Source organism: Methylomonas stagni (assembly GCF_050154735.1).
Taxonomy (GTDB): Bacteria; Pseudomonadota; Gammaproteobacteria; order Methylococcales; family Methylomonadaceae; genus Methylomonas; species Methylomonas koyamae_A.
Genome location: NZ_CP189557.1, coordinates 4,150,080 through 4,164,241, shown reverse-complemented (window position 1 = coordinate 4,164,241; position 14,162 = coordinate 4,150,080). Strand labels below are relative to the sequence as shown.

The following is a 14,162-nucleotide window of genomic DNA, read 5'->3' as shown; positions in this document are numbered from 1 at the left end:
ATGCCTAAGCAGCTTTTCGGCCACCCGCCGGGTTTGTATGTCTTGTTTCTGACCGAGATGTGGGAGCGGTTTTCCTATTACGGCATGCGGACCTTGCTGGTGTTGTACATGATCCAGTATTTGATTCCGGCGGTGAACGACGGTGCCGATATATTCGGCTTCGCAAGCTTGCGGGCCGGGCTGGAATGGCTTTACGGCGGCTTGGACATCCAGCCGCTGGCTTCGCAAATCTACGGCTTGTACACCGGCCTGGTCTATCTGACTCCGCTGTTGGGCGGCTATTTGGCCGACCGTTGGTTGGGGCCACGCAACACGGTAGCGCTCGGCGCGGTGTTGATGACCGCCGGGCATTTTCTGATGGCACGGGAAGCCTGGTTCTTGCCGGCGCTGGCCTTGCTGATCGCGGGTAACGGTTGCTTCAAACCCAATATTTCGACCCAGGTCGGCAGCTTGTATCCTCCCGGCGATCCGCGCCGCGACGGCGCGTTCACGATTTTTTACCTGGGCATCAATATCGGCGGTTTTTTCGCGCCGTTGGTCTGCGGCACGCTGGGCCAGCGTTACGGTTGGCATTTCGGTTTCGCGGCGGCCGGGGTCGGCATGACGATAGGCTTGTCGATTTATTTGGCCGGCCAACGCTTTCTGGGCGGCGATGCCGCCCTGCGCGAGACTCGGGCGCCGATACCGGAAACGCCGATCAGCGGCGAGGAATGGCGGGCGATTTTAAGCTTGGCGGTGTTGGCGACGATCAACGTGGTGTTTTGGGCGGTCTACGAGCAGCAAGGCAATACCTTGCAATTGTTTGCCGAGCAGCGGGCCGATTGGCGGGTGTTGGGTTGGGATATGCCGTCCACCTGGTTTCAATCCTTGAATCCGGCCTTCATCTTTTTGTTGACGCCGCTGATGGGCGGCATGCTCTGCAAGCCCTCCAAGCCGCGTTCCAGCGTCGTGAAAATGGCTTGGGGTTGCGCTTGGCTGGCGGCCTCGTTTCTGGTGTTGATCGTCGCGGTGTCGCTACACGGCCCGGACCAAAAAATCAGCGGCCTGTGGCTGGCCTTGTGTACCCTGATTTACACGGTCGGCGAGCTATATCTGTCGCCGGTCGGCTTGTCGCTGGTCAGTAAAGTCGCGCCGGCCAAGGCGGTCGGCTCGGTGATGGGACTGTGGTTTTTGTCGGTGTTCTTCGGCAATTATTTGGCCGGCTATATCGGTAGCTTTTACTCGACGATGTCCCATGCCGGCTTCTTTCTGTTGTTGGCTGGGCTGGCCTGCGGCGCCGGTTTGGCGATATTTGGATTAAGAACGTTTTTGGAAAGCCGACTGGCCGGCAAGGACTGTTGATCCGGCCGGCATGGCATTGTGGCGGAATTGGCTTTATAGTCTGAACCGAAGACCCGCTGCCCGCGCGAGAAACCGCCGGACGCGCATCTGTATATCAAACGTTTGGCGATGACAGGAGATTCCCGTGGCGACCACAAAACCCCAAACTTGGCATAGGATCGCCCTGACCCGACACGAATACGAGTCCGGGGAGATAGGCGTTTTGTTCGGCTCGTTTCGGGCCGCGTTTATCGCCAAGAACGGGCCGGCCGGCATGGCGATGTTCGGGCATTGGACGGAAGACGGCGAGCGCTATTTCGTCTATGTTTCGCCGGCGGCGGGCCGCTATATCGTCCCGTTATTGATGGCCTATTCGGCCCATCCGACCGGCGCGCCCGACCCCGCCGGCCTGACCCTGCTCTACGGCGACGAAACCAGCCGGTCGGCGTTCATGGCGGGCTTCGAAGCTTAAAGGCCTCGACTGCCGATGCCGGCGGATCGGCCGACTGACTCGTCGGAGCAAACCGGCTCCGGCATTTTCGAGGCATTCAATTCGAAGCGATGCGCTGACCATAGCCGCGATTTTCACTTTTCCATACTCACTCAACATGCGCGAATTTACCGATAAAGAACTTTACTTGGGCTTGGAATATGCCAAAAGCCTGGATCAAAACGCCGGCCATACCATCCTGACCCGCTTTCAGAACGAGCAACCGGTATTGGCGCAAACCCTGTTTGGGGTGTTTCCTTCGCTGATTGCCGAGCAGGATCAAAACGTCGCCCACCTGTTCATGGATCTGGTGTTCGACGTTATTTGCGTGTTCGAAAAAACCTCCGGCACCCTGCCCAGCCAACAAACCCTGGGCACGGCCTGGCTACAGGAAAAAGCCGCGTTGGTGGACGCCGAAATGACCGCGATGATGTCCGGCAAACCGCATTCGGAAAGCGTGTTCGAAACCGACGAGCAAAAAGGCTTGGTGCAATTCCTCCACGATTGCATCGATGAATATCTGGCCGAACATCCGGCACCCAGCGACGCGGTGCGGATGATCAAGACCTTGATATTCGTCACCGTGCAATTGTTTTGCAGCCTGCACGACGCCGCCGGCGCCTCCAAGACGCTGCATTGAGCGGCGACGGCAACCGACATGACGAATCGATCAGCGCTCTCGCACCGCGCCCGCCTGCGGAATATCTTCAGCGGCTCGATCGGCAATCTGGTGGAATATTTCGACTGGGCCATTTACGCCGCTTTCGCCCTGTACTTTGCGCCGGCATTCTTTCCGGAAACCGACCAAACCGCCCAATTGCTAAACAACGCCGCGATCTTCGCGGTCGGCTTTGTGTTTCGGCCGCTGGGCGGCTGGTGGCTGGGCGGTTTGGCGGATCGCAAGGGCCGCAAGAGCGCACTGCTCTTGTCGGTCGGCCTGATGTGCCTGGGCTCGTTAATCATCGCCTGCACGCCGGGCTATGCGGTGATCGGCGCCTGGGCGCCGGCCTTGCTATTGCTCGCCCGGATGTTGCAGGGTTTTAGTATCGGCGGCGAATACGGCAGCTCCGCCACCTATCTCAGCGAAATGGCCAGCGCCGACCGGCGCGGCTACTACTCCAGCTTTCAATACGTCACCATCGTCTTGGGCCAAATCCTGGCGCTGGGCTTGCTGATGCTGTTACAGCGCTGCTTTTTGACCGACGCGCAACTGCACGATTGGGGATGGCGGATCGGCTTCGTGGTCGGAGGCTTGCTCGCCGTCGTCGCGGTCCGGTTGCGCGGCAATATGGCGGAAACCAGCGCTTTCGTCGAGCAACACACCGAATCGGCCAAGCAAGCCAATCCGCGCGAGTTGCTCAACTATCCCAAGCAAATCTTCACCGTCGTGGCCTTGACCGCCGGCGGCACCCTGTCTTATTACACCTTCACGGTCTACATGCAGAAGTTTTTGGTGAACACCACCGGCTTCGCGAAGGACGACGCCACGCTGATCTGCGCCATCGCGCTGTCGGTATTCATGCTGGTACAGCCGCTGTTCGGCTTGCTGTCCGACTTCGTCGGCCGCCGCTGCATGTTGATCGGCTTCGGCGTCTGCGCCAGTCTGTTCACAGCACCGATCCTGAGCGTTTTGTCACAGCCGCAAAGCCTGACTTCGGCGTTGTTCTGGTACATCTGCGCGCTGCTGATCGTTTCCGGCTACTCGTCGGTCAACGCCATCGTCAAAGCCGAACTGTTCCCGGTACACATTCGGGCGCTGGGCGTGGGATTTCCGTATGCCGTGACGGTGGCCTTATTCGGCGGCAGCGCCGAATACCTGGCGCTATCGATGAAAAGCCACGGTCATCCGGAATGGTTCGGTTACTACGTCAGCGCCTGCAGCGCACTATCGCTGGTCGTCGCGATCGCGATGAAAGAACCGATGCGGGTCTCAAGCTTGAATCGGTAAATCGCGCCGACCGCCGACCAGGTAGGGCTTGCGAAAGCGGCGCTCTAACCCGGCGGCCAATGCATTGCTCGGCCGGCCAGCAGGTGCAGGTGCAAGTGAAAAACGGTTTGACCGCCGTCGGCGTTGCAATTCAACACGGTGCGGTAACCGCTGTCGGCATAGCCCAGCTCCTTGGCGATTTTCGCGGCGGTTTGCAGCAGGTGCCCGCCCAACTCGGCATCGTCCAGATCGTTTAAGTTAGCAATGTGACGTTTCGGAATCACCAACACATGCAGCGGCGCTTGCGGGTGCAAATCGCGGAACGCCAACACCTTATCGTCTTCGTAAACCACGTCCGGCTTGATCTCGCCGGCGACCATCTTGCAGAACAAACAATCGCTCATCGTGCCTCCTAAAGTTCTCTACGCCCGTTAAAAGCCGCCGACAGCGTGCCGCTGTCGATGAATTCCAGCTCGCCGCCCATCGGTACGCCGTGGGCGATGCGGGTGGCTTGTATCCCATGTTTGGCGGCAACTTCGCCGATAAAATGCGCGGTGGCCTGGCCTTCCACCGTGGAATTGGTTGCCAGGATGATTTCCTTTAGCGTGCCGGAGGCCATGCGCTGCTCGAGCAAGTCGAAACCGAGCTGGTCGGGCCCGATGCCGTCCAGCGGCGACAAGCGGCCGTGCAACACAAAGTATTTGCCCTTGAACGTGGTGGCCTGATCGACGACCCAAACGTCGGCGGCGCTTTCGACGATACACAGCGTATCGTTCTCCCGGAGCGGATTGGCGCAGACTTCGCAAATCTCGGCTTCGGTCAGGGTGCGGCAGTCGCGGCAATAGCCGATTTCGGCAACGGCCTTTTCCAGCAACTGACCGAGCTGGCGGGCGCCTTCGCGGTTGCGCAGCAGCAAATGAAACGCCATCCGCTGCGCCGACTTGGGTCCGACGCCGGGCAGACAGCACAGGCTCTGGATCAGTTCCTTCAGCAGCCCCTGATTAGCCATGATTTAGAACGGCATCTGAAAACCGGGCGGAATCGGGATGCCGGCGGTGACGTCGGCCATTTTTTCTTTCTTCATTTTGCCAACCTTGTGGACGGCGTCGTTGATTGCCGCCGCCACCAAATCTTCCAGCATATCCTTGTCGTCGCCGACCAGCGACGGATCGATACTGACCTTACGCACTTCGCGCTTGCCGGTCATCAGTATCGTCACCAAGCCGCCGCCGGACTCGCCCAGCACCTCCATGTTTTCGAGTTCTTCCTGGGCCTTTTTCAAGTTTTCCTGCATTTTCTGGGCTTGTTGCATGATGCCCGCGAGTGCGTTTTTCATAGTGTCTCCGAAATCAATTAATAGGCTCTATGCTGCCAGGCAACACCCTGGCGCCGAAGGTATCTTTTAAGGCCTGCACGGTAGGATCGGTCTGGATGCTCTCCACCGCCGCCTGTTGGCGATCTTCCTTGGCTTTTTGCATCTGCAGCGCCGGCGTCATCAGGTCGCCGGCCCGAGCGGCGATCACCAGCTTGATCGGCCGACCGAAGTACTGTTGCAGCGAGCTACGTAAGGTATCCTCGGCCCGAGTGCCGACTTGATGAAAACTCGGGTCCAGCAACAACCGGCAAGTGTGATCGTCGATGCCTTCCAGCACGCAGTTGTTGGCCAACTCCCTGGCTCGGCCGCCGATGTTCAATGCGGCGATAATCTCCGGCCATTGTTCCGGTCGGAGCGAGTCCGGCGAAACCGAGCGCATCTCGGGCTTCGGCTCGACGGCGGCCGGTGGTTCCGCCGCAACCGGCGCCGCGGCGGGCGTCACGACAGCCGCCACCGGATCGGAAACCGACCCAGTTTCCTTGGCGGGCGTTGACGGCCGGACCGTAGTTATCACCGGACCGGGCGGCGTCTCTTGCCGCTGGTCCACCGTCTTCGGCCGGAAAGCCAGCATTCTCAGCATCGTCATTTCGAAGCCGGTACGCGGATCGGGCGCCAGCGGCAGATCGCGCTGGCCGAGCAAGCCGATCTGATAATACAGTTGCACGTCCTCGGCGGTCAGCGTCCGCGCCAACAGACCGATCAATGCTTGATCGAACTCGGCGTCGACGAAATCGGGAATTTGCTGCAGCAGCGCGACGCGATGCAGGACCCGGAGCATTTGCTGCAAGATGTCGGCGAAATCCGGCGACAGTTCGGCGATATCGCCGATCTTGGCCAGCAAGGCCTTGGCGTCGCCGGCCGCCAGAGCCTGCAACAAATCGTCGACCGGCTGTTGCGCCACCGTACCCAGCATGCCGGTTACCGCCGCATGCACGACGCTGCCGCCGCCGTAAACGATGGCCTGGTCCAACAGGCTCAAGCCGTCGCGCAAACTGCCGTCGGCCGCGCGAGCCAAGATTTTCAAAGCCGGGATTTCGAAGCCGATCTGTTCCTGCTCTAAAATGAACTGCATCTGCGCGGCGATTTGATCCGGCAGCAGACGCTTCAGATTGAACTGCAAGCAGCGAGACAATACCGTCACCGGAATTTTGTGGGGATCGGTGGTAGCCAGCAAAAACTTGACGTGAGGCGGCGGCTCTTCCAGCGTCTTCAATAGTGCATTGAAGCTGTGGCCGGACAGCATATGGACTTCGTCAATCAAATAGACCTTGTAGCGCCCCTGATTCGGCGCGTATTGGACGTTATCGAGCAAGTCGCGAGTGTCTTCGACCTTGGTGCGCGACGCCGCATCCACTTCGATCATGTCCATGAAGCGGCCCTGCTCGAACGCCAGACAAACCGGGCATTCGCCGCAGGGATTGAAATCCTGGAGGTTTTCGCAGTTTATGGCCTTGGCGAGAATTCGAGCCACCGTGGTTTTACCGACGCCGCGGGTACCGGTGAACAAATAGGCATGATGCAGGCGGTCGTGGCGCAAGGCGTGTATCAGGGATTGGCTGACATGCTCCTGGCCGACGAGCTGGGAGAAGTTGCTGGGACGCCATTTTCTGGCGAGGACCTGATAAGCCATTGGCAGCGCGGGTAGGCTAGGTTTGGGCGGCTACCGTGCCAGCCGCATCCCGGCACACGAATCCGCTGCTACCGTTGCTTCCTTCCGGACCTGGCGGGGTTTACAGCGTATCGTTGCGAGAGGACCGACACAGTAACCATAAAACATCAGCCGTGGGCTGAAGAGCTGCGCATTATCCTTAAAACCTCCGGCCAACGCAACACCCCGAACGATATTTTCCGGCAAGCCGAACCCGGCGACCGTCATTTGCAATTCAGGGACGGACGCGGTAGTGTTGGCCACCTAAACTTCGCGTTACCGCGTTCCGACCGAGGCCTCACGTGATAACTCCCGCCAGCACAGAACCCGCCACGATACTGATCGTCGACGACATGCCCGAGAACCTGCACATCCTCGGCACCTTGTTGCAGGGCGCCGGCTATCGGGTCAAGGCCGCCAATTCCGGCGCCGCCGCGCTACGCTATGCCAACCAAACCCCGAGCCCGGACTTGATCCTACTGGACGTCATGATGCCGGAACTCGACGGCTATCAAGTATTGACCCGTTTGAAAGCCTCGCCCGGCAGCGCCGACACTCCGGTGATCTTCCTGACCGCGCTCGACGACGCCCGCGACGAACAGTACGGTCTGCAACTCGGGGCCGCCGACTACATCGCCAAGCCCATCCAGCCCGCCGTGGTGCTGACCAGGGTCGCGGCCCAGCTCGAAGCCAAACGAGCGCGCGACTGGCTAGCCGATCAAAATGCCTTTCTGGAAAATGAAATCGGCAAGCGCATGGCGGAAAACGAACTGACCCAAAACGTCAGTATTCTGGCCTTGGCGCATCTGGCTGAAACCCGCGACCCGGAAACCGGCCAACATCTATTGCGCACCCAAGGCTATGTTCGAACCTTGGCCGAATGCTTGCGGGATCATCCTCGCTTCAGCCAGACGCTGACCCCGAATTATATTAAATTGTTAACGCGTTCCGCCCCGCTGCACGACATCGGCAAAGTCGGCATTCCCGACTATATTCTTACCAAACCCGGCAAGCTGACCGCCGCCGAGTGGGAAATCATGAAAACCCACGCCAAGCTCGGCAGCGACGCCATCGAACGCGCCGAACGCGACGTTCGCGCCTCGGCGGCGTTTTTGGCGCTGGCCAAGGAAATCGCCCACTGGCATCATGAAAAATGGGACGGCAGCGGCTACCCCGAAGGCCTGCAAGGCGAGGCGATACCGGTGTCGGCCCGCATTATGGCGTTGGCCGACGTCTTCGACGCGCTGATATCCCAACGCAGCTACAAACCGCCGATCGATTTCGGCGAAGCCGCCGACATCATCATGGCCGGCCGGGGTCGGCATTTCGATCCCGATATTGCCGACGGCTTCGCGCACTGTCTGGAGAACTTCAAAATGATCGCAACCGAATTCCGGGACCCGCTTTAGCGCCAACCGGCGGCCCAATCCAACCGGACAGCAGCATGCCTCCCAACGCCGCCAGACCCTTCTCGCAAACCCAACCCGCGGTGTTGAGCCGGGGCCAGATCGGCAAAATCGTCGGTTTATACGCGCTGACTGGGTTCTTATGGATACTGTTCTCGGACGAAGCCATCGTCGCGCTATTTCCGGAGCCAGCGCGATTCGCCTTCGTCAGCACGGTAAAAGGCTGGATTTTCGTGGCCTTGACCACCTTGCTACTCTACCTGCTATTGACCCGTTACGGCCGCCACGCCGACGCTTTAGCCCCCGCGCCAGCCGAGGTTCGCCCTGGAGCGCTTCGCTTAGTACTGGCCGGTTTGTTGCCGGCCCTGGCGGCCGGCGTCCAATGGAGCCTATGGAGCATCGTTTCGCCCTATGTCTGGTTTCTGATGTTTCCGGCCGTTTTCTTTTCTGGCTGGCTGGGCGGCTGGCTCAGCGGTTTACTGGCGACGCTGCTCGCGATCGGCCTGGTTTGGTACATCTTCATCCCGCCGCCATTCTCGTTCGAATTGGCCGAGCCGGCCCAATTCGTATCGATGACCTTGTTTCTGACCATGGGTGTTTTATTCAGTTACTTCCACCATCGTCTACACCAGCTGATCGCCACCAACCGCCAATTGTTAAACGCCAGCGAATCCGGCTATCTGACGACCTTGCAAAGCATCGGCGACGCGGTCGTCGCGGTCGATGCGGCCGGCCACATCGAATTGCTGAACCCCGCCGCCGAAGCCCTAACCGGCTGGCGCGCGGCCGACGCCGTCGGCAAGCCGCTGGCGGCGATCATGACCATCGTCACTGAATCCGGCCGGAGCCCGCTGAATTTGACGCCGGTGTTGACCGGCAGTGGTTTCGTCTCCGACAGCGGCGACTGGCTGCTATTCCGTCCAAACGGCGCGGATCGGCCGGTTCGCCTGTGTTGCGCACCGATTCTCGGCACGAACGGAGAACGACTGGGCGCGGTGTTGACGTTTTCCGATCAAAGCATTCAACGCGCGGCCGAACGCGAGCGCGAAGCCAAATTACGTTCTCTGCAACTGCTGGACGCGATCGCCAACGGCTCGAGCGACGCCATCTTTGCCAAGGACTCGGACGGCCGTTACCTGCTCTTCAACCGCGCGGCGGAAATCATTACCGGCAAAAGCGCGGCGGAAGTGATCGGCCGCGACGACGCGTCGATTTTTCCCGCCGACCTGGTCGCCGAACTTAAATCCAACGACCGTTTAATTCTCGACGCCGGACAGCGGGTCACGGTTACCGAACACCTACCCACCAATGACGGCGAAGCAATTTTCATGACGACCAAGGGGCCTTTGCTGGCCGACGACGGCCGAATCGTCGGCCTGTTCGGAATTGCCAGGGACATCACCGAACTGAAGCGCAGCCAGGACGAACTGCGCCAAGTACACGACCGCAACCAACGTTATTTGGATACGGTGCAAACCTTGATGCTGGCGCTGGATATGGAAGGCCGCGTCAAGATGATTAACCGGGCCGGCTGTGCGCTGCTCGGCCGCGCCGACACCGACATGGCCGGCCGCGATTGGTTTTTGGACTGCGTCCCGCAACCGCAAGGCCAACGCGATCTTTACCCGCGCTTTCGGAAGGTATTGACCGGCGTGCAAGACGCGCGCTTGGACGACGAATACCCCATTCTGACCAAAACCGGCGAAACCCGGATGATACGTTGGCATCACAAACTATTGACCGACGCGGACGGCCGGTTAACCGGCCTGCTCAGTTCCGGCGAAGACTTAACCGAGCGCTTGCAAACTCAATCGACCCTCGACGAAAAAGAAACCTTGCTGCGCAGGCTCGGCGCGATGGCTAAAATTGGCGGCTGGCGCTATACGCCGGCTTCCGGCGCATTGACCTGGACCGACGAAGTCGCCGACATCCTGGCCTTGGCGGCCGACGCAAAGCCCGAGCTGGATACCCTGTCGAGCCGTCTGGCACCGGCCGAACGGCACATCCTCGATCAAGCGCTGCGCGACGCGGCTCGGCACGATACCGCGTTCGATTTGGAGTTGGCCGCCACCGGCACCCACGGAAACACCCAATGGTTCAGAGTCACCGGCCAAGCGCTCCGCGACGGCACGCAAATCGACGGCACCCTGCAGGACATCACCGAACGCAAACACGCCGAACTACAGCTGCTCAAACTATCGCAAGCCGTCGAACAAAGTCCGGAAAGCATCGTCATCACCGACCTCAACGCCAACATCGAATACGTCAATCAAGCTTTCGTACAGGCCACCGGCTTCGAGCGCGCAGAAGTCCTCGGCAAAAACCCCAGGATTCTGCAATCCGGCAAGACCTCTCCAGCGGTATTTGGCGACCTGTGGCAGGCGCTGCAACAGGGGCTGAGTTGGCAGGGTGAATTCATCAATACCCGCAAGGACGGCAGCGAATACGTCGAGCTCGCCAGCATTAGCCCGATTCGCGACGCCAATGGTCGGATCAGTCATTATCTGGCTATCAAGGAAGATATCAGCGACAAAAAACGCCTGTCGGAGGAATTGTCGCGCCACCGCCGCAACCTGGAAGAATTGGTCGCGGAACGCACCGCCGAACTGCGGCTGACCGGCAATTACCTGCAAGCGCTGATCGACAACATTCCGCAACTGGCTTGGCTGAAAGACATAGACGGTCATCTCCTGGCCGCCAATCGCGCGTTGGCCGACTTCAGCGGCATGTCCATCGTCGACATACTCGGAAAAACCGATGCCGAACTGTACCCTCCCGAGATTGCCGAACGCAATCGCCACATGGAACAGCGGGCCATCGAAACTCGCGCCCGCCAAACGATAGAAGAATATTTACCTTGGCAACCCGGCCGGATCCACGAAACCAGTCGAGCTCCGGTCATCGATGCCGACGGCCGGGTCCTGGGTACAGTCGGATTTTCCCGGGACATCTCGTCCCAAAAAACCTGGAACGCGAACGCGAGCGAGCACGCCTGGCCGCCGAGGCCGCCAACCGCGCCAAAACTGCGTTCCTGGCCAACATGAGCCATGAAATCCGCACGCCGATGAACGCCATCATCGGCTTGACCCACTTGTTGCAAGCCGCCGAACCGACACCGAGCCAATCGGAACGGTTGACTAAGATCAACGCCGCCGCCGACCATCTGCTGAATATCGTTAACGACATTCTCGATCTGTCCAAGGTCGAATCCGGCCGGATGACGCTGGAACAAACCGAGTTTTCAGCCCACGCGCTGCTCGACCATGTCTATTCGTTGATTTACGACAAGGCCAAAACCAAGGGCTTGGCCGTTTACATCGAATGCGATCCCGTGCCGGCATCGCTGTCCGGCGACCCGACCCGGTTGCGCCAGGCCCTGCTGAACTACGCCGGCAATGCCGTCAAATTTACCGAGACCGGCCAAATTACCTTGCGTTGCCGGCTGTTGAAAACCGACGCCGACCGGGTTTTATTGCGTTTCGAAGTGGAAGACACCGGAATCGGCATCGATAGCGCCAACCCCGGCAAACTATTCGATGCATTCGAGCAGGCGGACGCCTCGACCACGCGCCGCTTCGGCGGTACGGGTCTGGGACTGACCATTACCCGCCGCTTGGCCGAGCTGATGGGTGGCGAGGTCGGGGTCGATAGCCGGCCGGGCCTGGGCAGCCGATTTTGGTTTACGGCTTGGCTGAACCTGGGGCGCGGCGTTGTTCAGCAGGAGCCCGACCAACTCAATGGCGTTCAAACCCGCCAGAAGCTCAGCCAAGTCAACGCCCGCGTATTACTGGCCGAGGACAACGCCATCAATCGCGAAGTCGCCGAGGACTTGTTGCGCGGCGCCGGACTAAGCGTCGACAGCGCGGAAGATGGCGAAGCGGTTGTCGCGAAATTCGCCGCCGCCGACTACGATTTGATCCTGATGGACATGCAAATGCCGAAAATGAACGGCCTGGAAGCCACCCGCATCATCCGCGCCAGCGACAAGGGCCGCACGGTACCCATCGTCGCCATGACCGCCAACGCGTTCAATGAAGATCGTCACACCTGTCTCGCCGCCGGTATGAACGATTTCATCGCCAAGCCGGTCGAGCCCGACACGCTGTATGCCACGCTGTCGCGCTGGCTGCGCGCGCCGCTGCCGCTACCCGACCCGACCAACGCGGAAGCGGCCGCCGACTTAGCGGCGCTTACCGACCTTGACTGGCAACGCGGCCTGGCTCTGTTGCACGGAAACTTGGAAAAATATCGGCGACTGCTGCGATTGTTCGCGGACAACCACCGCGCCGATCCAGCGGCTTTACTGGCTTGGCTGGAGGCCGGCGAAGTCGCCAAGATCGCCGATCTTGCCCATCTGTTGAAAGGCAGCGCCGGCTCTCTGGCGCTGATCGGAATCGCCGACCCGGCGGCCGACTTGCTGCGAGCGGCCAGAGCACGCGAACCGGCCGAAACCCTACTTGCGCGCATCGAAAGTTTGAACGCGGCCCTGCAGCGCTTCGTTGCCGAAGCCGACACTCGGTTACCGCCGCCGGCCATCGAGCCGACGCCAAGCAGTATCTCGGCCGCCGACTTGTTGCCCCGCTTGCGGTCGCTGTTAGCGTCCGGCGACATCCAAGCCAACGAACTGGCTCTGGAGCACCGCGCGGAGTTAAGAACCGCGCTCGGCGATCAGGTCTTACCGCTACTGCGCGCGATTGAAAACTTCGATTACGATGCGGCGTTGACACGGTTGGAAAGTTTCGACCAACCTCCGCGGGACCCGGATTAAATCCCGGCATGACGCTAGATGCCGCGCGATTGTCGCGAACGTATGCCTATAAGCTTAGCCGGAGTAGCGTCAAGGCCGACCTCAGGTGCGGCGCTTCACTTTATGAGGCGATGCGACGACGCGATAATCGATACGCTAAACGCCGGCGAATCCGCGCCATGCCCAGTGGCGCGCCGACACGCCTGAAGCAAGCGCCGCGCTGAGATCAGTGATAGTCAGTCGCCATCGCCCGCCCGACGCGCAGCGATCAACGCAGTTGCCCCAACCCCAGACTGGTCGCTATCGAATGGCCGAAATAAGCGCCCATCCGGCCGGCCAAGCGGTCCAGTAAACGCTCCTGCGGCGTGAAGTTCAGCGTGTGCTCGGTATCGAGTTGATCGCGGGCAACCGAATCGACGTTGCCGAAGTCGTCCGCCAAACCCAGTCTGACGCCCTCGGCGCCGGTCCAGACCAGCCCTGAAAACATGTCCGCCGTTTCTTTCAGTCTGTCGCCCCGCCCTTTGCGGACCGCGTCGATAAATTGCTGGTGAACCTGATCCAACATCGATTGCATGTGCTTGGTTTCCTGGCTGTTGGCCGGGGAAAACGGATCGAGCAAGGCTTTGTGCTCGCCCGCGGTCAAGGTCCGCCGTTCTATCCCCAGTCGATCGAGCACATTGGTGAAGCCGAAGTTATTCATGATGACGCCGATCGAGCCGATGATACTGGCTTGATTGACAAAAATCTTGTCGGCCGCGGCGGCAATGTAATAGCCGCCCGACGCGCAAACATCGCCGACCACCGCGTAAATCGGCAGATCGGGATGTTCGGCCTTGATCCGGCGAATCTCGTCGTAAATGTAACCGGCTTGCACCGGGGTCCCACCAGGCGAATTGACGTTCAAAATAATGCCCTTGGTGTTTTTGTCTTCGGCCGCATCCTGCAAGCCTTCGATGACTACGCTCGCCGAACTGGCCTCGCCGTCGGCAATCACGCCGACGATATCGACGACCGCCGCGTGCTGGCGATCGGAGCTCATTTTTTCCTCGAAGCTGGGATAGGTCGCGACCAGCAATACCGCCGACAAATACACAAAGGTCAAGGCCTTGAAAAAGATGCCCCAACGCCGCGCGATCTTCTGCTCGTTAATCGCGGCGAACGCCAGTTTCTCCAGCGTCTGCCGTTCCCAACCGCCTTCCTGGCCTTCCGGTTCCTGATTTTGATTTTGCGTGTCCAAGGACCTGCCTCC

The 14,162-nt window shown here is 60.0% G+C and carries 12 protein-coding genes and 1 other RNA gene; 7 read left to right on the top strand and 6 right to left on the bottom strand.

Annotated features, from left to right (window positions below):
- The 4 genes from ACP4CD_RS19180 to ACP4CD_RS19165 all read left to right on the top strand — a co-directional run bounded on the left by ACP4CD_RS19180 (position 1) and on the right by ACP4CD_RS19165 (position 3,758).
- The gene (locus ACP4CD_RS19180; RefSeq protein ID WP_426992136.1) at positions 1-1,341 is read left to right on the top strand and encodes a peptide MFS transporter; all 1,341 of its coding nucleotides are present in this window, start codon (positions 1-3) and stop codon (positions 1,339-1,341) included.
- A gap of 124 nt (positions 1,342-1,465) precedes the next feature.
- On the top strand, positions 1,466-1,792 hold the full coding sequence (locus ACP4CD_RS19175) for a hypothetical protein (RefSeq protein WP_071158938.1): 327 nt from the start codon (positions 1,466-1,468) through the stop codon (positions 1,790-1,792).
- 136 nt (positions 1,793-1,928) lie between these two features.
- The gene (locus tag ACP4CD_RS19170; protein WP_426992134.1) at positions 1,929-2,450 is read left to right on the top strand and encodes a hypothetical protein; all 522 of its coding nucleotides are present in this window, start codon (positions 1,929-1,931) and stop codon (positions 2,448-2,450) included.
- A gap of 18 nt (positions 2,451-2,468) precedes the next feature.
- Positions 2,469-3,758, top strand: coding sequence for an MFS transporter (locus ACP4CD_RS19165; protein WP_426992133.1), 1,290 nt, complete (start codon positions 2,469-2,471; stop codon positions 3,756-3,758).
- A gap of 44 nt (positions 3,759-3,802) precedes the next feature.
- Here the strand turns inward: ACP4CD_RS19165 and ACP4CD_RS19160 are convergent, their stop codons facing one another.
- The 5 genes from ACP4CD_RS19160 to ffs all read right to left on the bottom strand — a co-directional run bounded on the left by ACP4CD_RS19160 (position 3,803) and on the right by ffs (position 6,872).
- The gene (locus tag ACP4CD_RS19160; RefSeq protein WP_426992132.1) at positions 3,803-4,141 is read right to left on the bottom strand and encodes a histidine triad nucleotide-binding protein; all 339 of its coding nucleotides are present in this window, start codon (positions 4,139-4,141) and stop codon (positions 3,803-3,805) included.
- A gap of 8 nt (positions 4,142-4,149) precedes the next feature.
- Complete coding sequence (recR, locus tag ACP4CD_RS19155) at positions 4,150-4,746, bottom strand: recombination mediator RecR (protein WP_168028270.1); 597 nt, start codon at positions 4,744-4,746, stop codon at positions 4,150-4,152.
- Between the two features lie 3 nt (positions 4,747-4,749).
- A complete protein-coding gene (locus ACP4CD_RS19150) occupies positions 4,750-5,073 on the bottom strand; it encodes a YbaB/EbfC family nucleoid-associated protein (protein ID WP_064030769.1) in 324 nt (107 codons plus the stop codon).
- A 13-nt stretch (positions 5,074-5,086) separates the two neighbouring features.
- Entirely contained in the window at positions 5,087-6,742 is a 1,656-nt protein-coding gene (gene dnaX, locus ACP4CD_RS19145) for a DNA polymerase III subunit gamma/tau (RefSeq protein WP_426992130.1), read from the bottom strand.
- 33 nt (positions 6,743-6,775) lie between these two features.
- Positions 6,776-6,872: signal recognition particle sRNA small type (gene ffs / locus ACP4CD_RS19140), an RNA gene on the bottom strand.
- 190 nt (positions 6,873-7,062) lie between these two features.
- On the opposite strand from ffs, the gene ACP4CD_RS19135 reads away from it, so the two are divergent.
- From ACP4CD_RS19135 to ACP4CD_RS19125, 3 genes are read left to right on the top strand one after another with little or no spacing between them, the layout of a single operon-like run.
- Complete coding sequence (locus tag ACP4CD_RS19135; RefSeq protein WP_426992129.1) at positions 7,063-8,169, top strand: HD domain-containing phosphohydrolase; 1,107 nt, start codon at positions 7,063-7,065, stop codon at positions 8,167-8,169.
- 35 nt (positions 8,170-8,204) lie between these two features.
- Positions 8,205-11,210 carry a PAS domain S-box protein gene (locus ACP4CD_RS19130; protein WP_426992128.1) on the top strand — a complete coding sequence of 1,002 codons (3,006 nt, stop codon included), beginning with the start codon at positions 8,205-8,207 and terminating at the stop codon, positions 11,208-11,210.
- Positions 11,207-12,934, top strand: coding sequence for a response regulator (locus ACP4CD_RS19125; RefSeq protein WP_426992127.1), 1,728 nt, complete (start codon positions 11,207-11,209; stop codon positions 12,932-12,934). The genes ACP4CD_RS19130 and ACP4CD_RS19125 overlap by 4 nt, the downstream gene beginning before the upstream one ends.
- Before the next feature lie 247 nt (positions 12,935-13,181).
- On the opposite strand, the gene sppA is transcribed toward ACP4CD_RS19125, so the two are convergent.
- Entirely contained in the window at positions 13,182-14,150 is a 969-nt protein-coding gene (sppA, locus tag ACP4CD_RS19120; protein WP_064024908.1) for a signal peptide peptidase SppA, read from the bottom strand.
- Between the last annotated feature and the right edge of the window lie 12 nt (positions 14,151-14,162).

What these genes read in the sequence shown, in the direction of transcription:
- ACP4CD_RS19180 (WP_426992136.1), top strand. Translation starts at nt 1, where the DNA reads ATGCCTAAGCAGCTTTTCGGCCACCCGCCGGGTTTGTATGTCTTGTTT.
- ACP4CD_RS19170 (WP_426992134.1), top strand. Translation starts at nt 1,929, where the DNA reads ATGCGCGAATTTACCGATAAAGAACTTTACTTGGGCTTGGAATATGCC.
- ACP4CD_RS19165 (WP_426992133.1), top strand. Translation starts at nt 2,469, where the DNA reads ATGACGAATCGATCAGCGCTCTCGCACCGCGCCCGCCTGCGGAATATC.
- ACP4CD_RS19160 (WP_426992132.1), bottom strand. Translation starts at nt 4,141, where the DNA reads ATGAGCGATTGTTTGTTCTGCAAGATGGTCGCCGGCGAGATCAAGCCG.
- recR (WP_168028270.1), bottom strand. Translation starts at nt 4,746, where the DNA reads ATGGCTAATCAGGGGCTGCTGAAGGAACTGATCCAGAGCCTGTGCTGT.
- ACP4CD_RS19150 (WP_064030769.1), bottom strand. Translation starts at nt 5,073, where the DNA reads ATGAAAAACGCACTCGCGGGCATCATGCAACAAGCCCAGAAAATGCAG.
- dnaX (WP_426992130.1), bottom strand. Translation starts at nt 6,742, where the DNA reads ATGGCTTATCAGGTCCTCGCCAGAAAATGGCGTCCCAGCAACTTCTCC.
- ACP4CD_RS19130 (WP_426992128.1), top strand. Translation starts at nt 8,205, where the DNA reads ATGCCTCCCAACGCCGCCAGACCCTTCTCGCAAACCCAACCCGCGGTG.
- ACP4CD_RS19125 (WP_426992127.1), top strand. Translation starts at nt 11,207, where the DNA reads ATGAGCCATGAAATCCGCACGCCGATGAACGCCATCATCGGCTTGACC.